Origin of the sequence: Leptolyngbya sp. NIES-2104 (assembly GCF_001485215.1) — a bacterium.
Taxonomy (GTDB): domain Bacteria; phylum Cyanobacteriota; class Cyanobacteriia; order Leptolyngbyales; family Leptolyngbyaceae; genus Leptolyngbya.
The window spans coordinates 4,574,121-4,594,865 of record NZ_BBWW01000001.1 but is presented as its reverse complement, the minus strand read 5'-3'; the positions used below and the strand labels follow the sequence as shown (position 1 = coordinate 4,594,865).

Annotated in this window: 21 protein-coding genes; 10 read left to right on the top strand and 11 right to left on the bottom strand. The window is 46.8% G+C overall.

Annotated features, from left to right (window positions below; genetic code table 11):
• The first annotated feature begins 7 nt into the window (after positions 1–7).
• The 4 genes from NIES2104_RS22035 to NIES2104_RS22020 all read left to right on the top strand — a co-directional run bounded on the left by NIES2104_RS22035 (position 8) and on the right by NIES2104_RS22020 (position 3,985).
• Positions 8–1,696 (top strand): ATP-binding protein, encoded by a 1,689-nt coding sequence (locus NIES2104_RS22035; RefSeq protein WP_059000369.1) that lies wholly within the window; start codon positions 8–10, stop codon positions 1,694–1,696.
• 67 nt (positions 1,697–1,763) lie between these two features.
• Entirely contained in the window at positions 1,764–3,098 is a 1,335-nt protein-coding gene (locus NIES2104_RS22030) for a serine/threonine-protein kinase (RefSeq protein ID WP_059000367.1), read from the top strand.
• Between the two features lie 69 nt (positions 3,099–3,167).
• Complete coding sequence (gene psb28 / locus NIES2104_RS22025; RefSeq protein ID WP_059000365.1) at positions 3,168–3,503, top strand: photosystem II reaction center protein Psb28; 336 nt, start codon at positions 3,168–3,170, stop codon at positions 3,501–3,503.
• Positions 3,503–3,985 (top strand): molybdenum cofactor biosynthesis protein B, encoded by a 483-nt coding sequence (locus NIES2104_RS22020; protein WP_059000363.1) that lies wholly within the window; start codon positions 3,503–3,505, stop codon positions 3,983–3,985. The genes psb28 and NIES2104_RS22020 overlap by 1 nt, the downstream gene beginning before the upstream one ends.
• Here NIES2104_RS22020 and NIES2104_RS22015 read toward each other — a convergent pair.
• The gene (locus NIES2104_RS22015) at positions 3,982–4,425 is read right to left on the bottom strand and encodes a hypothetical protein (protein ID WP_059000362.1); all 444 of its coding nucleotides are present in this window, start codon (positions 4,423–4,425) and stop codon (positions 3,982–3,984) included. The genes NIES2104_RS22020 and NIES2104_RS22015 overlap by 4 nt on opposite strands.
• A 139-nt stretch (positions 4,426–4,564) precedes the next feature.
• Here NIES2104_RS22015 and rpsD point away from each other — a divergent pair, with 139 nt between their 5' ends.
• Positions 4,565–5,173, top strand: coding sequence for a 30S ribosomal protein S4 (rpsD, locus tag NIES2104_RS22010; RefSeq protein WP_059000361.1), 609 nt, complete (start codon positions 4,565–4,567; stop codon positions 5,171–5,173).
• Between the two features lie 105 nt (positions 5,174–5,278).
• On the opposite strand, the gene NIES2104_RS22005 is transcribed toward rpsD, so the two are convergent.
• A complete protein-coding gene (locus NIES2104_RS22005) occupies positions 5,279–5,875 on the bottom strand; it encodes an intradiol ring-cleavage dioxygenase (RefSeq protein ID WP_263971011.1) in 597 nt (198 codons plus the stop codon).
• 376 nt (positions 5,876–6,251) lie between these two features.
• On the opposite strand from NIES2104_RS22005, the gene NIES2104_RS22000 reads away from it, so the two are divergent.
• Complete coding sequence (locus tag NIES2104_RS22000; RefSeq protein WP_263971010.1) at positions 6,252–6,599, top strand: sensor histidine kinase KdpD; 348 nt, start codon at positions 6,252–6,254, stop codon at positions 6,597–6,599.
• Here the strand turns inward: NIES2104_RS22000 and NIES2104_RS21995 are convergent.
• Complete coding sequence (locus tag NIES2104_RS21995) at positions 6,571–7,569, bottom strand: SAM-dependent methyltransferase (RefSeq protein WP_059000359.1); 999 nt, start codon at positions 7,567–7,569, stop codon at positions 6,571–6,573. The genes NIES2104_RS22000 and NIES2104_RS21995 overlap by 29 nt on opposite strands.
• Before the next feature lie 306 nt (positions 7,570–7,875).
• Here NIES2104_RS21995 and kdpA point away from each other — a divergent pair, with 306 nt between their 5' ends.
• The 4 genes from kdpA to kdpC are packed head-to-tail and all read left to right on the top strand — an operon-like array spanning position 7,876 to position 12,639.
• Positions 7,876–9,615, top strand: a complete 1,740-nt coding sequence (kdpA, locus tag NIES2104_RS21990; protein ID WP_059000358.1) for a potassium-transporting ATPase subunit KdpA — start codon at positions 7,876–7,878, stop codon at positions 9,613–9,615.
• 29 nt (positions 9,616–9,644) lie between these two features.
• Positions 9,645–11,762, top strand: coding sequence for a potassium-transporting ATPase subunit KdpB (gene kdpB, locus NIES2104_RS21985; protein ID WP_225895271.1), 2,118 nt, complete (start codon positions 9,645–9,647; stop codon positions 11,760–11,762).
• A 2-nt stretch (positions 11,763–11,764) separates the two neighbouring features.
• Complete coding sequence (locus NIES2104_RS21980; RefSeq protein WP_059000356.1) at positions 11,765–12,001, top strand: potassium-transporting ATPase subunit F; 237 nt, start codon at positions 11,765–11,767, stop codon at positions 11,999–12,001.
• Positions 12,002–12,003: 2 nt separating this feature from the next.
• Positions 12,004–12,639, top strand: a complete 636-nt coding sequence (gene kdpC, locus NIES2104_RS21975; protein WP_059000355.1) for a K(+)-transporting ATPase subunit C — start codon at positions 12,004–12,006, stop codon at positions 12,637–12,639.
• Here the strand turns inward: kdpC and NIES2104_RS21970 are convergent.
• The 8 genes from NIES2104_RS21970 to NIES2104_RS21935 form a co-directional block, all read right to left on the bottom strand.
• The gene (locus tag NIES2104_RS21970) at positions 12,619–13,407 is read right to left on the bottom strand and encodes an aminotransferase class IV (protein WP_059000354.1); all 789 of its coding nucleotides are present in this window, start codon (positions 13,405–13,407) and stop codon (positions 12,619–12,621) included. The genes kdpC and NIES2104_RS21970 overlap by 21 nt on opposite strands.
• A gap of 2 nt (positions 13,408–13,409) precedes the next feature.
• Entirely contained in the window at positions 13,410–14,291 is an 882-nt protein-coding gene (locus NIES2104_RS21965) for a hypothetical protein (RefSeq protein ID WP_059000353.1), read from the bottom strand.
• A gap of 69 nt (positions 14,292–14,360) precedes the next feature.
• The gene (locus NIES2104_RS21960; RefSeq protein ID WP_059000352.1) at positions 14,361–14,813 is read right to left on the bottom strand and encodes an RNA-binding protein; all 453 of its coding nucleotides are present in this window, start codon (positions 14,811–14,813) and stop codon (positions 14,361–14,363) included.
• A 561-nt stretch (positions 14,814–15,374) separates the two neighbouring features.
• Complete coding sequence (locus NIES2104_RS21955; protein ID WP_059000351.1) at positions 15,375–17,453, bottom strand: M48 family metalloprotease; 2,079 nt, start codon at positions 17,451–17,453, stop codon at positions 15,375–15,377.
• Positions 17,454–17,498: 45 nt separating this feature from the next.
• Positions 17,499–18,926: a carotenoid oxygenase family protein gene (locus tag NIES2104_RS21950; RefSeq protein WP_059000350.1), complete on the bottom strand. Its 1,428-nt coding sequence runs from the start codon at positions 18,924–18,926 to the stop codon at positions 17,499–17,501.
• Between the two features lie 44 nt (positions 18,927–18,970).
• Positions 18,971–19,318 carry a type II toxin-antitoxin system PemK/MazF family toxin gene (locus tag NIES2104_RS21945; protein WP_059000349.1) on the bottom strand — a complete coding sequence of 116 codons (348 nt, stop codon included), beginning with the start codon at positions 19,316–19,318 and terminating at the stop codon, positions 18,971–18,973.
• Positions 19,315–19,560 carry a hypothetical protein gene (locus tag NIES2104_RS21940; RefSeq protein WP_059000348.1) on the bottom strand — a complete coding sequence of 82 codons (246 nt, stop codon included), beginning with the start codon at positions 19,558–19,560 and terminating at the stop codon, positions 19,315–19,317. The genes NIES2104_RS21945 and NIES2104_RS21940 overlap by 4 nt, the downstream gene beginning before the upstream one ends.
• Positions 19,561–19,564: 4 nt before the next feature.
• Positions 19,565–20,737, bottom strand: a complete 1,173-nt coding sequence (locus NIES2104_RS21935) for an LL-diaminopimelate aminotransferase (protein ID WP_059000347.1) — start codon at positions 20,735–20,737, stop codon at positions 19,565–19,567.
• Positions 20,738–20,745 lie beyond the last annotated feature (8 nt).

Here is a 20,745-nt window from a genome sequence, read left to right as displayed (position 1 = left end):
GTCTCGCATGAATTTTAATCCAAATATAGAAATTGATATTCCAGCGATCGCGGCAAAAGTTCCCAGTGTTATTTTCCAGTTAAGCGCGATCGAGAGCGATTACCAGCTTGATTACATTAGCGATCGCGATTTTGGCTCAACGTTTGAAGCGTTCGTGGATCGAATTGATCCAAGAGATGCGGATCGCTTTCGCTGGTCTTTGAAAAAAGCAGTCGATCGTGCGATTGATTGGCAGTTTGAAGGACGAATCGAATCAGACTCGAAATGGATTCAAATCTCAGCAGAGCTAACCGAAATTCATCAGAATAAGGCGACTTTTTGCGGAATTATTGTTGATATTACAAAACATAAGCAAATTGAACTGGATCTACGAAAATCACGCGAGAAATTAATCGATTCTCTGTCGAGCCAAGTCGCAAAATTGCAGCAGAATCAAGATCTACTGAAAAACATTATTGATCATACAAACGCTAGTATCTTCGTTAAAGAATATAGAAACACAAACGGAAGCTATATTTTACTGAATCGAGAATTCGTTCAGCGATTCAACTTCGATCGAGAACGCGATTTGGGCAAGACTGACCTTGATTTGTTTGATGCTGAAACGGCAAAATCATTTCAAACCGCCGATCGAGCCGCATTAGCGGCAGGCGTTCCAATTCAGATCGAGGAATTAGAACCGCGTGGCGGCGAAATCCGAACCTCGATCGTGGTTAAATTTCCGCTGTTCGATGATCTGGGAGCCTTTGGCATTGGAGGAATTGCCACCGACATCACTGATCTAAAACGTGCGAAACAAGTTCTAGAGCAAGCGAATGAAGAATTAGAACATCATGTGACCGAGCGAACCGCAGAACTGGTGCAAAGAAATCAGGAGCTAGAAACGACGTTATTGCGCTTAAATCAAACACAGACCCAACTGATTCAAAGCGAAAAAATGTCAGGTTTGGGGCAGCTTGTTGCTGGAATTGCTCACGAAATCAACAATCCAGTCAATTTTATTCATGGAAACTTGAGTTATGCGAATACTTACACGCAAGATCTAATCGGATTAATTCGGCTTTATCAGAAACACTACCCGTCACCCGCCGCTGAAATTCAACACACGATCGACGAAATCGATCTCACGTTCCTAATTAATGATATCGATAGTGTTTTTGCCTCGATGCGAACCGGAACTACTCGGATTCAATCGATCGTACAATCGCTACGATCGTTTTCTCGACTCGATGAAGCGGATTTGAAAACGGTTGATCTACATGAAGGAATTGAGCAAACGCTCACACTGCTACAGCATCGAATCAAGTCGCAAAAGATCACAGTCACCAAGCACTATGACACTGTTGCACCGATTCAATGTTATGCAGGGCAACTCAATCAAGTGTGGATGAATTTGATCACGAATGCGATCGAGGCACTCGAAGGCGTTGAACATCGGACAATCGAGATTCACACCCAACAACACACCGACCAAGTAGAAGTCCGAATTCGAGATACTGGAACTGGAATTACATCCAATGTGCGATCGCGGATTTTTGATCCCTTTTTCACCACGAAGCCAGTCGGAAAAGGGACGGGAATGGGATTAGCGATCTCTTACCAAACCATTGTGGAACAGCATCAAGGAGCGATTGATTGTTACGAAGTTTCGCCACAGGGGACTGAGTTTGTGATCAAACTTCCCACTTTCAGCTAAAGAAAAGATGGAATCGCTATGATCGGGAGCGAAGATCGCTATAAGCCGATTAGGGAGCCTGGAATCGATGCTGAGTGCGGGTGAAATACTGTACGATCGCTATCAACTCAAAGAAAAGTTAGGTCACGGAGCCGGACGACAAACTTGGCTTGCTGCCGATCTTTCCGCCAACTCTGAACCTGTGGTACTGAAGCTCTTAGCATTCGGAGAACAATCGCAGTGGGACGATCTCAAACTCTTCGAGCGTGAGTCTCAAATCTTACGACAGTTGGATCATCTACGAATTCCTAAATGTCGAGACTCGTTTTCGATCGACGATCGCATTCTCTGGTTCGGTTTAGTTCAAGACTACATTCCCGGAACTTCGCTAAAACAATTAATCCAAGACGGCAAGCGATTTTCAGAAACCGAAGTGCGAAGAATTGCGATCGAAGTCCTAACGATTTTGCGCGATCTGCACAGTCTCAATCCAGCCGTTCTGCACCGAGATATCAAACCAAGCAATCTAATTTTGGGAGCTGATCAACAGATCTATCTCGTTGATTTCGGAGCCGTTCAAGATCGCCCGAATGTTGAAGGCACAACGTTTACGGTGGTTGGAACTTATGGCTATACGCCGATCGAACAATTTGGCGGGCGGGCGGTTCCTGCTTCTGATCTCTATGCGTTGGGCACATCATTAATTCATTTATTAACTGGAGTGTGTCCAGCAGATTTACCCCAGCGACAACTCCGCATTCAATGGCGTAATCTCGTGACCATCTCTCCAGCGTTGGCAGATTGGATTGATCGGCTCACTCACCCTGATTTAGAACAGCGATTTCAATCTGCAATTGAAGCACTCGATCGCTTAAATTCAGAACCTCCGATCGCTTTTCCACCCGTTGAACGTCCGAAAAATACGCGGGTTCAATTACAGCGATCGAAAAAACGTCTAGAAATCGTCATTCCTAAACATGCTCAAGACGATGACCCTCGCTCAGAAATTCTTGGGCTGATGATGGCAGGTGTGGCATTACCAATTCTTATGTTCGCGGTTCCGATGTTCGTGATAATGCTGATTATGAATGCACTCAGTTCTGCAATCTGGATTTTGATTTTAGGCTTGATCGTCTTTTTTATGTTTATCAATCCTAGATTTCAGCGGACTTACGTGAAATTCGATCACCGAGAATTCATCGTCGAAACGCAGCGATTCAATGCAATGAGTAACCGCATGACCGGAATCACTCGCGACATCCGAGAAGTTCGCCGCGACGCGAATGGACTGATTACGATTACTTCCGGTCCGTATCGCACCGGATATCGACTGCATCAGTTTGGCGAAGAACTCACTGATTTCGAGCAGGCTTGGGTCTTGAAAGAAATTCGATCGTGGTTAAAACTCAAATCGCGAGACTGAAAATTTTGTTAAGTTCAGCAAAGATGGGAGAATAGATCGAATCCAAAAACCACTCATCGATCGCACATCATGGCTGAAATCCAATTCTCAAGAGGCATTACCGAAGAAGCGATTCCCGATGTTCGTCTAACGCGCTCAAAAGACGGCACAAACGGAACCGCAACCTTTATCTTTGATAAACCCAAAGCATTAGAAGCTGAAAATACCGATAGCATCACTGGAATGTACATGATCGATGAAGAAGGCGAACTGATCTCTCGCGAAGTAAAAGCCAAATTTATCAATGGTCAACCTGCGGCGCTTGAAGCGTTGTACATCATGAAATCGGTCGAAGATTGGGATCGCTTTATGCGGTTTATGGATCGCTACGCAGAATCAAACGGTCTTGGGTTTACAAAGTCCTAGTGCAACCTCATCCTGACGATCGACAAATTTCCGTTTCTTGTGCTGTCATTACCATCAGCGACACGCGCACAAGAGACACCGATCGCAGCGGGCAACTGATTCAGCACCTTTTAGAACAATCGGGACATACGATCGCCCATTACGCGATCGTGCCCGATGAACCGGATCAAATTCGATCGCAGTTAGAAATTGATGTCGAGGCAATTATTCTCAGCGGTGGAACTGGAATCGCACCGAGAGATACCACTTACGACGCGATCGAACAATTACTTGAGAAGACACTGCCTGGATTTGGAGAGATCTTTAGATCTCTGAGCTATGCCGAAATTGGATCGAGGGCAATGGCATCAAGAGCGATCGCGGGTGTGTATTCGGGTAAGTTAATTTTTTCGCTTCCCGGCTCATCTAATGCAGTGAAACTCGCTGTAGAGAAGTTGATTTTGCCAGAACTTGTGCATTTAGTGACGTTATTGAAGGGTTAGTTCGATCGAGCTTGAATCAGCGTTTCAACGATGCCGACTAATCGATCAATATTACGTTCTTGCCGTTCGGATACGGCTTTAAGTTCAGAAAATCCGGTTGTGACGAGCGATCGTAATTCATCAAAACCCGATCGTACTTCTTCAAAACCTCGATCGACGCTTTCCCGCAGTTCAGCGATGCCTTCTCGCAATTCTGCCACACCTTCTCGCAGTTCAGTTACGCTGCTTCGCAACTCAGCGACACCTTCTCGCAATTCAGCGACACCTTCTCGCAGTTCAGCCATACTCTCCCGCGTACCCGATCGCAGTTCAGCAACACTCTCTCTTAGATCGATGACACTCGCCTGCATTCCCATCCGCAGTTCAGTGATGTTCTCGGTCATGCGACCCACTTGATCAATAAGAATTTCGATTTTTTCGCTATCGTTCAGTTCAGACATACGACATTTCTAATTCCGGTGAATCCGAGTTTAACACCAAGAAGTTATGAGAAAAATAAATTCCGGCTTATCGGCTTCACCGACTAGGTACTATACTAGAAAAGTTGTTTAAATCTTCGAGTTCAACGAGGAACGTTCAATGTCGCGATATCGAGGACCACGCCTCAGAATCACCCGTCGTCTGGGAGAATTGCCCGGACTCACCCGCAAATCCGCCCGTCGTGCTTATCCGCCGGGACAACACGGACAAGCCCGCAAAAAACGCTCAGAATATGCGGTACGTCTAGAAGAAAAGCAAAAATTGCGATTCAACTATGGCGTGAGCGAAAAACAATTGCTTCGGTATGTCAGAAAAGCACGTCGTGCAGCAGGTTCGACCGGACAAGTACTGCTCCAACTGTTGGAAATGCGGTTAGATAATACCGTGTTTCGGTTGGGAATGGCTCCGACAATTCCGGGTGCTCGTCAGTTAGTGAATCATGGTCATGTGACTGTCAATGGCAAAGTTGTGGACATTCCGAGCTACAACTGTCGTCCGGGAGATGTGGTTGCAGTGCGCGATCGCGATCGTTCTCGCAAGTTAGTCGAGGCGAATCTGCAATATCCGGGGCTGTCCAACTTACCGAGTCATTTGGAGTTCGATAAGAACAAGATGACCGGAAAAGTGAATAGTGTGATCGATCGTGAATGGGTTGCGCTGCAAATTAATGAACTGCTAGTCGTTGAGTACTACTCACGTCAGGCATAAGAGTTTTTCCGAAATCGATATTCACCGCGGCAATTGAATATCTTAAACAACCTCCCACGCCCCGTCAGCGTTGGGAGGTTTCTTTTTAGATTTCAGTCGATCGATTTAAGCTGCCTGTAAACCAATTTCAAAGGTTGCAACGTAGCCTTGATTTGTTTTCGTTGGAGATAGCAGCAATTGACTACCCCCATCTTGAAAAATGCCGTCTCGATCGTTTCTTACAGTTCGCTGTTCTTTGCTTGTGTAGGGAGACTGCGCTTGAACTTGATCGGTCAGCACATCATCAAAGTACAGTTGTGACGTGAACTCTTGATTAGCATTGCGAACTTTGAAATGGATGTGCACCGTTCGACCTTGATACCAACCTGGATAGATGGTGAGAAATTCAACGGTTCCATTGCTATCTGTTGTTTGGTAGCCGCGTAAAAAGTTTTGTCCGGTGGTATCGGAGCGTCGATCGCTGACATCCGAGTAAGCCCCTGTAGCATCACAGTGCCAAATATCCACGATCGCGCCCTGAATCGGGGTACAACTGCGATCGCTAACCTGTGTCACTCGTAGTTTTAACTGAAGGGGAACTCCCGCTTTGATAGCGCCACTTTTGCTATCTGATCGAATATCTGAGCGATTGAGCTTTTCATCGACAAAGTAAGGTCCTTCGGTTTGTTCTGGTCGTACAACACAGCCCGAAGATGGTGCCACGGTATTTTGTGCAACGGTAGTTCTCTTAGGGAGACAGCCCACAAGAAGCGCGATCGTAGTTGATCCAAAAAATTTTAGTGTATTTCGCCGACTCATTAGACAATTTAGAGTGCTCATGGTTTTAAATTTAAGTGAGTGAACAAGCCGAGAGCAGCAAGATGAAGACTCATCATCTACCTCTGAATGTGTACTGTTCTGGTTCGGCGGCTTGGTAGCATTATGCGAAAGCTCTTGTTACTCTCGCTTGCTGATGGTGGACAGATGAGCTTGTATCGGGTTGAGGTAGATGTTTCTAAGCTATTGGTCGAAATGCTAGAAGACATTAATCTACTTGCACCACATCTGATTGTAAGCGAATATTGTTCCAGGGTTGTGGGTGCACGGCGATCGAGATTTACTGCATCAAGTTCTACAAAATCTCTTTAGCAATGCAATCAAATACAATTTAGCTGACGGCTGGATTGAGATTGATGCTCGGTTAGTCGGTTTAATGGTTCAGATCAAAGTTGCAAATGCTTCTAAAGGGATTCTAGTTGAGGATCGCGATCGTATTTTCGATCGGTTCCACCGGGGCGATCCGGCTCGAACTCGCAAGGTCGAAGGAATCGGATTAGGATTGAGTCTCACTCGTGAGATTGTTCGCGCTCATCAAGGCGATTTGAGACTCGATGAAGCTAAATCAGGGCAAACCGCGTTTATTCTGACTTTGCCAGCGAGACTGTAACTTCTTGGCGATTGTGAAATAGGTTTCTGATACCAATCACTTCGTAGTTATTTTCGAGTAGCGCGGTCGTACGATCGATCACAGTCTTCACCCCTTTACTGGGTAGTTTCAGCGTCATGATTGCAAGCCCATTTTCTTTTAGCACTGAACTAGCAGCAATCATATTTTTTGCAGAATCGACCGGAGCCATTCGCATGTCGTTGACGATTAAGTCAAAGCGATCGCGACAATTCGGTAAGTATTGCTGTACAAGCTGCCGAGAATGCGTAATGTTTGAATCAGATTGCAATGATTCTGCTAAATCACCCGGATCAACTGCAACTACAGAGAGTCCTCGGTTTCTCAGTACTCTTGTCCAACCACCGGGACTAGCACCGAGATCGAGCGCGAGTCCTTCTGCTGGAAGTTGCAGATTGAAAACACCGATCGCTTCTAGTAGCTTAAATTCGGCTCTAGAGATTTGATCTGCTTCATGAGCAAATCGGTGCATTCCACCTGCCCAATTACTGAGATTTTCAACGGCGTGAGAAAATCCGAGATAAGCAATTTCTTTAGTGCAAAAGATAGAGATGATTTGCGCTGGATCTTTTGCTTCTACCTTTAAGCCTGCTGCAATCAGATCATCAACGAGCAGATTTCTCAGTTCAGAACGATTGATATCCTTAGTGTTTGAGCGGATTTGAACAGAGAGTGTTGAAGCTCGATCAAACAAAGCAATCTGAGCCGCGATCGCGCTTTGTAGGTTCTCGATCGCGACTGTTTCCATCACCGGGCAAATGTGCCGAATGAATGCTGCTTTGATCATCGAGATTTGAGCCGCGAGATTAGAAAATGGTGTATCTAGCTCAATCAGTCCGATACCTGAATCGAGCCACTGAATTAGTTTTGATTGTCGATCGAGCGTCTGAATCTCATTTAGTGCAACTTGAGCAAATTCGGGAGATGCCGTAAAAATAACTTGAGAACGCATAAAAATTGCTACAAACTGAATCACTACTCTTAGCACGTTTAGGCTTCATCTAAACGCTCTAAACGCTCCTCTCCCTAAAGGCATATCTTCTGCTGCGACTGATATAAACGCAAAGTTATACCTTGTCTTTTTGTAAAAAACTTCGATAATGAGATTCAGGAACACACTCAATCACTTCTGAATGCCCTCACCGATACAGTTGTAACTTCTTTGAGCATTCAAGACTTTATTTGAATTCGTGTTTCTTAGTTGTTGCATTCACGCTATACACTTATTTCGCTCTACTACAGAGTTGGATTCAACCCTATGTTACAAGGATGGATTCAGATTGCGTTGACGCTACTGATTGTTGTAGCGATCACGCCATTTTTTGGCAGGTATATGTTTCGCGTTCATACTGAGCAGCGAACTCTGCTCGATCCGATCGCAAATCCAATAGAAAAACTGCTATACCGACTCATCGGAGTTTCCGGCAAGGAAAACATGACCGGATGGCAGTACTTTCGAGCGATCGTCTATAGCAACATTGTGATGATGTTGCTACTAGCTTCGATCATCGCGGCTCAAGGGTTTCTTCCGCTCAATCCCACACAAGTTGCTGCACCCACTTGGGACACGATTCTGCACACCACGATTTCGTTTATGACGAATACGAATCAGCAGCACTATTCAGGTGAGACTTATCTTAGCTATGCCAGTCAAATGTTGGGGCTTGGGTTTCACTTTTTTACGTCAGCCGCAACGGGCTTGGCGGTTGGAACTGCCTTTATTCGAGGCTTGACGGGTAGACCGCTCGGTAACTTCTATGTGGATTTGACGCGATCGATTACTCGCATTCTGCTCCCGATCTCTTTTGCGGGTGCAATTCTGCTACTTGCAGCGGGTGTCCCAGAAACGTTAGCAGGTCCCGCGATCGTTCCAACGCTTGAAGATCCGAATGTGTCGCAAGCGATCGCACCCGGTCCGGTGGCGCATTTTGAAATCATCAAACAGTTAGGTGAAAACGGGGGCGGATTCTTTGCCATTAACTCGGCTCATCCGTTTGAAAATCCCAATTCATTCTCGAATCTAGTGGCGATCGTCGCAATGATTTCGATTCCTACTTCGTTTATCTACACCTACGGACTGTTTGCCAACAGCAAAAAGCAAGCTTGGCTAATCTACGGATTAGTGAGCGTGATCTTTCTTGTGTTCTTGGTTGTGGTAGCAATTGGTGAATACAACGGCAACCCTACTGTGAACACTCTACTGAACGCGCAAGCACCCAACCTAGAAGGCAAAGAAGTTCGATTCGGATGGGCACAATCGGCACTATTTGCTGCAATCACGACCGGGACAATGACCGGAGCCGTTAATAGTTTTCATGATTCGTTTATGCCGACTGGGGGCTTCGTGATGCTCTCCAATATGTTCCTGCAAATCGTTTGGGGAGGTCAAGGAACCGGAACCGCTTATCTATTTGCCTATCTGATTTTGGCTGTGTTTGTAACCGGCTTGATGGTCGGTCGGACTCCAGAATTTCTCGGACGCAAAATCGAAAAGCGAGAAGTCGTACTGGCAAGCTTTCTGATTCTGTTAGTTCACCCGATCGCAATTTTGATTCCAGGTGCGATCGCGCTTGCATTCCCCGATCAACTCGCAGGAATCAGCAATCCTGGCTTTCACGGCTTGTCTCAGGTGATTTACGAATACACATCAGCCGCCGCCAACAATGGATCGGGATTTGAAGGATTAGGCGATTCGCAGCCGTCACCGTTTGCGATCGCATCAGGAACCGCAACCAGTCCAACCGCGCTTTGGTGGAATCTAAGCTGTTGTTTTAGCTTGCTGATGGGTCGCTATGTCCCGATCGCCGCTCTACTCCTGTTAGCAGATAGCCTATCGCGCAAACAGCAAGTTCCTGAAACCGTGGGAACGCTCCGCACCGATACAGGATTGTTCACGGGTGTCACCGCAGGCGTAATTCTGATTCTGGGCGCGTTAACGTTCTTCCCGGTCTTGGCACTGGGTCCCGTTGCCGAAGCGTTTCAGATTGGTCGAGGTTAATCGAAGGTATTGAAATCATGGAAACTCGAATGAATTCTGTCCCCGGTGGAGCGCGTGAAAATCGCAGGCACACTCCAAAAGTCGATCGCTCTGGTATGTATCAACGAGCGATTCGCGAAGCCTTTGTCAAACTCGATCCGCGCATTGCGGTTCGCAATCCGGTCATGTTCGTAGTTTGGCTGGGCACAATTGTGACTTTGTTAGTGACGCTTGATCCGAACCTATTTGGAACAGTGAATGCTGATCCTACTCAGCAAAGAATTCTCAATGGCATCATTACTTTGATCCTGTTCCTCACAGTGCTATTTGCAAATTTTGCCGAAGCGGTTGCAGAAGGGCGGGGAAAAGCTCAGGCAGATGCGTTGAGGTCTACGAGATCCGATACGATCGCGAGAAAAATCGCGCCAGATGGTTCTATCCAGCAGGTTAGCTCAACCGATCTTCGCAAAGGTGATCAAGTTAAAGTGATTGCTGGCGATATGATTCCGGCTGATGGCGAAGTACTTCAAGGTTTAGGATCAGTCGATGAATCAGCAATTACCGGAGAATCTGCGCCCGTTTTGAAACAGCCTGGAACGGATATTGCAAGCTCGGTTACGGGTGGAACAAGATTGTTATCTGATGAATTAACGATTCGGACTACGGCTGATCCGGGACAGGGATTTATCGATCGCATGATTGCTCTGGTTGAAGGTGCAGAACGATCGAAAACTCCCAATGAAATTGCTCTAACCGTATTGTTAGCCGTTCTCACGTTGGTATTTCTAATTGTCGTTTCGACGATTTCGACCTCGGTAAACTACGTTGCCAGTTTTGTCAGTACGATCGCAGGTGACACTACTGCAAACACCTTACGAACCGGAGCTAGTATTGCAATTCTGATTTCGTTGTTAGTGGCATTAATTCCAACGACGATCGGTGGGTTGCTCAGCGCGATCGGGATTGCTGGAATGGATCGGGTCGCTCAATTCAATGTGATTGCTACCTCTGGACGGGCTGTAGAAGCTTGCGGAGATATCAATACCTTAGTGCTCGATAAAACTGGAACAATCACGCTGGGAAATCGACTCGCGGATCAGTTTATTCCGGTGAATGGTCATTCGATCGAAGAAGTTTCCCAGGTTGCTTTAGAGGCAAGTATCTTTGATGAGACTCCAGAAGGTCGATCGATTGTTCGGTTAGCTGAGCAAAATCGTGCCAGAGTGGACTTTAACCCAGATCAAGCCAGCGGTGTTGAATTCTCAGCTAGAACCCGCATGAGCGGCACTGATTTACCCAATGGACAAGAAGCCCGAAAAGGTGCAGTTGACGCGATCAAAGGCTTTGTTCGCTCTCGTGGTGGCACGATTCCACCAGGACTCGATGAAGCTTATGAACGAGTCTCACGTTTAGGTGGAACACCGCTTGCTGTCTGCCAAAATGCGGAAATCTACGGGGTAATTTACCTCAAAGACATTGTAAAACCAGGATTGCGAGAACGGTTTGATCAATTGCGCCGCATGGGTGTGAAAACAATCATGCTCACCGGAGACAACCGCATTACGGCTTCGGTGATTGCTCAAGAAGCGGGTGTCGATGACTTTATTGCAGAAGCGACCCCCGAAGACAAAATCAGTGTGATTCGCGAAGAACAATCTCACGGTAAGTTAGTGGCGATGACCGGAGATGGAACGAATGATGCTCCTGCTCTTGCTCAAGCAAATGTGGGAGTAGCGATGAACTCTGGAACGCAGGCTGCAAAAGAAGCAGCGAACATGGTAGATTTGGATTCTGATCCGACCAAACTAATTGACTTAGTGACGATCGGGAAACAGCTTCTGATTACTCGTGGCGCACTAACGACTTTCTCGATCGCAAACGACATCGCTAAATATTTCGCGATCATTCCCACAATCTTTGCTGCTGCTGGAATTGGTGCACTAAACATCATGGGACTCAAAAGCGCTCAATCTGCAATCATTTCGGCACTGATCTACAATGCGCTAATCATTCCTGCTTTGATTCCATTAGCCTTAAAAGGTGTGCAGTTCCGACCCTTAACCGCTGATCAACTCCTACGCCGCAACATTCTGATCTTCGGTATTGGTGGTGTGATTGCTCCGTTTATTGCTATCAAGCTCATTGATGTCATTCTCCCCATTTCCTAACTATGAAACTAACTACCGATGATCTCGCTGAACTCTGGTCAGCTTGGCGCAGAAAGAAAGCTCCAACTTACCTCTTTCTCGCAATCTGCTTCAATCTTGTGTTGGCACCCTTAGTCTATGCTGCTTCTGACAATGCAATGACGAAAACCCAATCGTGGTCGCTCGGATTGTTGGGATTAGGGGTAGTAGCTTTGTCGGGTTATCTATTTGTTGTCATGTTCGCACCGGAGCGATTTTAACGATGAGTTTTGCACGTGAAGCGAGTCGAGCTGTTCGATCGACATTCGTTCTCTGGATTCTAACGGCGATCATCTATCCATTTGTGATGATTGCGATCGGACAAGTTGCTTTTCCATTTCAAGCCAATGGCAGCATGATCAAAGTGGGCGATCGAGAAGTGGGATCAGCGTTAATTGGTCAACCGTTTACTAGCGATCGCTATTTCAACAGTCGTCCGAGTACGACCAGTTACAGTACGGCTGATCCGAAAAAAGATGATGCAGGCGTTTTGAAAACGGGCGTTTCGGGGGCGAGTAACTTAGCACCAAGTAACTCCGCATTGCTCGATCGCATCAAAGGTAAGAGCGATCCTGATCCGAGTAAAGCGATCGAAGGCGATTTGCCGAGATTGCAAAAAGCAGGTGTACAGCCAACAGCAGATTTGCTTTACACTTCGGGATCGAGTCTTGATCCGCACATTAGTCCCGAAGCTGCTACAGCACAAATCGATCGAATCGCAAGAGCGAGAGGACTCCAACGCAACCAAGTTGAGATCTTGATTCCGCAAAACACCGATGGACGATTTCTCGGAATCTTCGGTGAACCGGGCGTGAATGTATTGAAGCTCAATCTCGCTTTAGATCGATTGAAAGCGTAACTTGTCGAAATAGCTGCGAATCGATTGAAATTCCGGGTGAGTTGAATTGTAGTGATGGAACTGATCTCGATCGATGACTGTGTGAATCGGGATCAGTTCTATCACGCAATTGGTGTAAGCGATCGCTTCAAAAGATTCAACGGCTGTCCAAGTCGCTTCAATCGGATTGAGTTCAGAGACGAGGAGAGATCGTAATATTCCCGGCAAAATTCCATCGTTGATCGGCGGTGTCCACCAGCGATTCTCTTTCCAGCACCAGAGCGTTCCGGTACTGGTTTCGAGCCAGTTTCCAGTTTGATCAATCAAGATAGCTTCTTGAGCATTGTGGCGCTGTGCCGCTTGAAGAGCCAGCCAAGGTGCAAGATAGTTTCCGGTTTTGTGTTGAGGGAGCGATCGACAAAGTTCCGAATCGGCAACCCAAGCGGTGATTCCTTGTTGCTGACGGTGTTCTAAATCAGTTGGAAGCGATCGTCCAGTGATCCACTCTCGACCATCGGGAAACACAACCATTCTCAGCACCGGATAGTGCATTGCCATCCATTCTGCCCCAGATCGAATGTTTTCCCAGTTTGGGTCTTGCCAGTGGAATGCTGCGATCGTGCTTCTCAATCGTGCACAGTGTTCGCTCCACTGAGTCAGCGGATGATCCAATGATCCATAAACTCGGAGCGTGGTGAAAGTTGTTGCACCATAAATTAAGCCTGGATCAGCGATCGAGAGTTGAATTTGGTCACTGTCGATCGCGTTTCCGTTGTACCAATGTTTCATCGCTATTGTCCCAATTCAACAGCTTCTCTAAAGTCTCGATCGATTGCATTTACTTTAGTTCGAGCCAGTTTTCCTGCCAGTGTAGACTCAGGAAGTTGATTAAAGGAATCGATCGCGCCTCGCCAATCTATCAGCGCATTCATTCGAGCTTCTCCAGTTGCGCCATCTCGAATGACTCGAACAGCTTCCCCTAACGCTTGCTCAGTCTGCTCGAAACGGGTTTGAGCATTTTTTTCCTGAAACAGTTTTACTTCCAGTCGAGCAATTTCTTTGCGAGCAGACTCGAATTCGTCGATCGTGAATCGCCAGCGACAGCCCGCCCAGCGACAGTAATCCCCTGGATAGTGCCCTAGAAACCAAGCGGGTAGCTCATCTAAATGCTTTTGAGCTGCTTTTACTTTCTGTGTGCCCAAATCGAGGTCTTCAAATGCAGTCGCTTGATTTACTAACTGATCGGATTGTTCCACTAGCGCGATCGCTCGACGATAGTTATGATCCATCGCCATGTAGCTCGGTGTCAGCAAAAAAGGCGCAACCTGCATCACCGGATAGCGAATCCACGGAATCGGACGATTTACGAGCCAAATTCCACCTGCTGAGAGCGCGATCGCAGCCGTTCCTAACTTCAATCCGAACCAAAACCCTGATGGAGGACGATTGAGCTTTGCAGCTTGGCGAAGAACTTTTAGATTAAACGTTGGAATTAGATCCACGATCGCTTCTTTTAATTCCGCTTCGGTTACAGGAGTCCCCGACTGAAGGCGAAATTTTTCCAAACGACGAAGGGCAAGTTCAAGCTGAACTTGCCCTATCGCACCAGAATCAAGACATCGCCGAACCTCAGTCTGGAGGATGTGAAATGCTCGATCGTTTAAACGCTTCATCGTCACGAAACCCTATCACAATATGCTTTAGGGTTCCCGTGAGCAAGCAGAGACTCAAACCCGATAGTTCTAAGAATTCGTGGTTTGTGCTGCCAACATTTGCTTGAGTTTTTCCAGGTCTTGTGCCCAGCGCGGATCGGGTTGCACCGAATCCGGATCTGAGTTTGAAGAAGTGGATGTTTTGCGCGACTTATTGTTATTGGTGGTGCCGCCTTTGCGCTTAGCGCCAGATGGAGCACTCACAGGAGCAGCGGTTTCTTCTGCCTTATCTTTCGATCGAGGCAGTGCTTTTTCAATCTTGATCGCGTTCTCTTTGATGCTGACTCCGTTGTATTTCTCGATGAACTGATCCGCCTGTTCATCAGACTTCACGGTGACAAAGCCAAAGCCGCGACACTTTCCAGTTTTACGATCGGTAATCAGTTTTGCCGAGACACCTTCGCCTGCATCCGCGAATGCTGCTTCAAGGTCTTGACGACTCAAATCTTCGGGCAGATTGCCCACATATAAACGTACTGACATATCGAGACACCTCCAGACTTTGATCCTAATACATGATGCAGACGCTTAGCATACGTCTATCTCAGTTACACTCTGTTTTCGTTGGCTCAGGGTAGACTCTACAGACATTTCCGTCACCTCGCTCACCAACCTTACACAGGGTTTCCAGTCGGCTTTATGCTCTGTTTCTGAACTCTTAAATCGAATTCGAGACAGTTCACAAGTTCGACTCTCACCTTTAGTGTTCGGCAAGGGCTAGAGGATTGAGGCTGAGTAACTTCGTCACTGCGTCCCCAGGATATGCGCCACTCTTAAAGGTATCATGCTCGTCTGCAACATTAGAGCGAACCGGACAATTTCCCTCTACGGTGATATTTCGATCGTTAGAGTCCGCAGAATTGAGGACGAAAAAAACCAGCCGATTCGATGGTTCGACTGGTTTAGCTTGCTGTGTTGGGAGGAGAAAAACCTGAAACCAAAGTTCTTAAAGTCGATCGATAGAATCAACTGAGCCACTTCAGCGCGTGTTGGACTCCTTGTGAAGAAATGTAACACTATCGCGACGAAAACTGCAACTATTCGTTACAAAATTTGGGCAATGCCGAGTAGAATCGCTGCGATCGCAACCGTAAAAGACCAAATCGGCTGTCCTGCCCGAATCAGCAATCGCGATCGGATCGTGTCTACGTCAATCCAAGGCGTTTCACTCCGGCGTAACCATCCGGTGACGATCGCGGTTTGTCCAATCGGAAGCGGGCGAAGAAGATTACCGATCGCGCCAAATTGGGAGCAGTAATTGAGTTTGATTAAACCTGTTTCGGTTTGAAGAAACAAATCTTGGGCGAGTTGGTTTGCGGCTCCCGATCGTCCGATGAGTGTTCCTTCTAGTCGTACGACGGGGCTATCTTTGGGATCGTGAGTCAGTATCAAATCAGTTTTAGGATTGCGCGATTCGGGGAAAAGGTGATTGAACCGAACAATTGAACCGATGCCAAATCCGATCAAGGCGAAACTGGGGAAAAGGCTGTAATCGCTGGCTAACCAGTTGAGGCGGAAGTTACCGATCGCGAATAACGCCTGAGCAATTAACCAGAGAATTAAAGCGATCGCAATTCCGATCGCACTTCCAACGATCGGCGCAAATTGAATCAAACTTTTTGCTTTAGTTCGGGTCGGAATTGCGATTTCTAACTCTAGTTCAAGGTGCCATTGCTGACAGTAAATCATCAGTTTTTCGAGTCGAGTTCCTAAATGAATTAAATTCGATTGAAATAGTGTTGATAAAGAAACTCGATCGAACAAATTTTCAAACAGAATTGCGCTTCGATAGCTGACAGGATTCAGAAGCTCAAAACCTTCGAGTAGATTCTGTGTTTCTCTCTCGTGTTTGATTGTTTGAGCGGTTGCGATCGTTGTTTTGATTAATGCTCGTGCTAACCCGTTTGGATTTCCAGTAAGGTTACAAGCTGTACGATCGCTGTATTCTGTTCGTTGTTGTGCAAGCCAGAATCCTGACCAGCGGAATACCCGGAAGAATCCATACGCGATCGCAGATATTACAAGAAATCCATCAGCGATCGTTTGAATGATTTTCGTAAAAATGGTTTGGTTTAGTTTAATTTTGCGGAGTCGATCGCTGACGATCGCACAGACTTTATAAACCGAATAAGGAATCTGTAAAACGACCGTCACAAGTGACATCGCCGCGAAATCCCAGTGCAAAATATGACCGCATTCACCCGCGTAGATTGCGGCAATTTCTTCTTCGTTTAAGCTGTCTAGAAGTCCTTGACTCACCACAATTCGTGCAAACTTTGGCAGATTTCCATAGGTGAATGAGATCGGGGCTGCTGTCGGTAAAACTCCAAGTTTCGGAATCGGTATTTTTTGCTGTTGAGCGAATCTTTGAATCAAGCGATGCGTTTCAGGACTGTGACGAGCGATCGCGGCAGTCGAGAGCGGTTTCAATCCGTACAATCCTTTCAGTACTGCATCCAGAATCCACGGAGCAGCACAAAACAGGATTAACAATCCCAAGCTAAATTCGAGTATGGGAATCGATTGATCTGGGGGTGCAGCACTCCAACGTAAGAGCCGCGTCATAATACTGAACTGTGCCCACGCGATCGAACTTTTCATCCCCCAGAGCGCGGACAGAGTGAACAGTAGCGCGATCGTGCTTCCTACCATCGCCCATTGCAATCGAGTCGGATTCAGGCGAGGTAAAGGATTCCACCGTTGAGCGCGTCCGGTATTTTTCCAGACATGCGGCGATTCAGATTGAACGGATTCCGAGGGCTTCGGGGCTAATGGTTGCGGCGATGGTTTAGGGCGAATCGGTTGAGTTCCGGGATCAATTAGGACAAATCCAGGATCAACCGGAGACAGTTTCGCCATCATTTGGGTCGCCCACGATCGAACTTTTTCGTGCTGGCTCTGCTGGAGTTCCTGACAAAGCGCGATCGCAGCTTCAGACTTTCCGCCTTTGACATACGCCTGGACTAATCCCATCTTGGCTTTAGGCGCGTCCGAGTGATCAGCTTGGGTGCTGAGAAAATCAGTGAATTGTGCGATCGCGATATCAATTTGTCCAGCCTGGAGTGCGGTTCGTCCTGCTTCGAGTGTAGTCAGACTAGAAGCAGACTCCGAAAAAGAAGACATAGGGTTCCCTGAATGACAGCGATTCTAGAGTACCCAATCAAAAATTTAAACAAGCGGCTTCCAAGTGCCATGAAATCCGAGCGGAATCACTTCAGGCAGTCCCAATCGACAAACAGGCGAGTCATTTAAGCGATTTTCATCCCAGATCCAAACCTCGCTCGAATCGGTATTACCGTCATACACGACCGTCACAATCCAGCCTTGAGTTGGATCGATCGCGTCTGATGCGTAAATCGGCTCCATCGGATAACGATTCTCACCGCAATCCGCTTCGATGAGTTCACCAGTTGATTGATCAAATCGAGCGATCGCACCAAAAATTTCTTCTACCGGATTCGCTCCCTGACGATGCAGCGAAACATAAGTATGCTGCCACGATTGCCCCACTTGATCGGGTTGAACGATCGGAAATTCACAATGTCGATCGAGTAGTTCCTGTTGTTCTAAAACTTTTCCTGTTAGCGGATTCACTCGAATTTGCCAGAGTGTTGATTTTGCTGATGTCGTAGGTGTTCCAGTTGAAACCTGTCTAAGGTATTCGTTGGTATTAAAATCTGCGTATCGAATCACATCAACAACAGCATTTCCATCACTGTCTACACAAGCGTTTCCAAAGTGCCATTGATACCAAGGATCAGTTTCACCTTGACTGATGAGATTTAGAGTTTGTCGATCGAACACCAAAACTTGTGTCCCTTTCTCCGGCTTCCAATCAAACAACTCACTAAAACTTTTGAGCTTTGCGAGTAACGGCAACGGATTCAATCGCACCGGAGAAATGAAAAACAATAGATACTGCCCTGCCATGACAAAATCATGAATCAGAGGGAATCCATCGAGCTTATGACTGTTTCGCTGCTTGAGTTTCCCGGCTGAATCAACACAGTACAAATTGAGAACGGTATCTTTCCCAAAGCTCACACCGAAATTGTAGATTTCACCTGTGTTTGGATCGCGTTTCGGATGAGCAGAAAACGGTAACGAATTAGGAAGATTGCCTAAATTATCAGCCTTTCGAGTTTCGAGCGTTTCTAAATCTAAAGCATAAGGATGTCCGCCTTCCCAGAGTGCGAGTAAGCGATCGCCAAACGCCAAAACTGAAGTATTCGCCGCATTCTTCAAGCCTTTGGTGAATCGATCAAACAATCCCCCCGGCGGCAACATTCCATAGCCGCTGTACAACAATTTCCCCGATCGTTCTTCGTCCAAAAATTCCGGTGTTTCAACATAGCGATAAACGCCTGTCGCTCCTGAGTCCTGAAAATGCACTCCCAGAACTGCCCCATCTCCATCAAACCAGTGTCCGACTCGAATTCCGCCTCGTTCTAACCGACCAGGACCGTTGCGATACAAAGAGCCGCGCAATCCTTCAGGAATCGCACCCGCGAGAATCGGAAGTGGAGTCGGTTTGAACCCTTTTGCAGTATGTAAAACAGATTGATTCCAGGACTGCGATCGCGTTGCTACTACCATAAGTTTTGTCTTAATTTTTGATCGTTAAAGTGAAAATCTCAGAGCTACAATCCCAAACAATACCGCACAACTTCTTCAACTTCTTCCATCTTTTCAGCAGAAAGTTGTCCGGCTGGGTCTCTAGGAAATCGGCTTGCATCCAGGGAACGAAGCTGAAAACAGAGAAAAACTGTCTCTATCGTCAAGCCACCCTCTACCGTAGAGATCCGAATATTGGTTGGATAGTCACGAGTAATATTTTCGCCTTTCGTCCCAACAATTACAGTCACAACAAGGGGCAGTTGGTTGATAGCATCGATCGACAACACTAAAACCGGACGTTTCCCAGCTTGTTCTCTGCCTTGTACAGGATTGAGATTGACAAAATAAATTTCTCCACGTCGAATGCTCATGGATGCCCTAATCCGTCCAGTTCAGTAATCGCAAATTCCGCATTAATCGAGGCAATTTCAGCTTCGATCTCTGAATCAGTTGACATTTGCGCGATCGCTTCATTCCAAGCTATCCGCTGCTGAACACTTTGATTTTGTTTCATCAAGCCATCAATAAAGTGTTCAATCTCAACGACTTTTTCTTGCGGAAGTTGACGGATTTTCTCTAGTAATTGCTGTTCAGAAGGTGCAAGCTGATCCATAAAACTATTTTCCTTTCAAAAATCCTGCAATTCGATCGACTGCTTTGATCAAAATTTCCGGCTCATGCACTAACGCGAATCGGACATATCCTTCTCCCGATTTGCCAAATCCCGCACCTGGCGAAACCGCAACTCCAGTCGCTGCAATCAACTTCACCGCAAAATTGATCGAGTCATTGATCCAAGGTTCCGGTAACTTCGCCCAAACATACATTGCAGCCTCTGGAGTAGGAACCGTCCAACCATTTTGACGCAAACGATCGACAAATACATCCCGCCGCTGTCGATAAATTTCGACTGCTTGCTGCACACTCGATTGATCTCCGGTCAAAGCCGCGATCGCACCGTTCAAAATGCCGCGATACTGATTGAAATCCACAGCCGCTTTAACCTGTCTCAAAGCTCGAATCAGATCAGCATTCCCGATCGCATATCCGACTCGAAAGCCCCCCATTTTGTAGGACTTCGAGAAGGTGAAAAACTCGATCGACACCGTTTTCTCTGGATCAGCTTGCAACACAGACGGCATCGGATCTGAACCGAGATAGAAATCAGCATACGGAAAATCGTGAACTAATACTAAATCGTGAGCTTGGCAGAATTCGACCGCCTTTTGGAAGAAGGACAACGGCGCGATCGCAGTGGTCGGATTGTGCGGATAGCTCAGAACCATCATTCGAGACTGCGCCAAAACTGCGGATGGAATCTCTTCAAACACTGGAAGAAAGCCATTCTCAGCCCGAAGCGGCATCGGATAAATTTGCCCGCTTGCAAGATAAACGCCGCCCGCATGAGACGGATAACCCGGATCAAGCAGCAAAGCAAAATCGCCCGGATTCAAAACCGCTAACGGTAAATGCGCCGTTCCTTCCTGTGAACCGATCAGCGGTAACACTTCCGTTTCAGGATCAACCGCCACCCCGAACTTATCGGTATACCACTGTGCCACAGTTTGCCGAAACGCTTTCGTACCATGAAACAACAGATAGCCATGCGTTGAAGGATCATGCAGGGATTGTTCGATCGCTTGAATCACATGCGGTTCTGTCGGCAAATCTGACGATCCAAGCGACAAATCAATCATGTCTTGCCCGGCTGCGATCGCTTTCGTTTTCGCTCGATCCATATCTGCGAACACATTAACCTGAATCGGCTCTAAGCGTTTGGCAAACTGCATCGTATTTC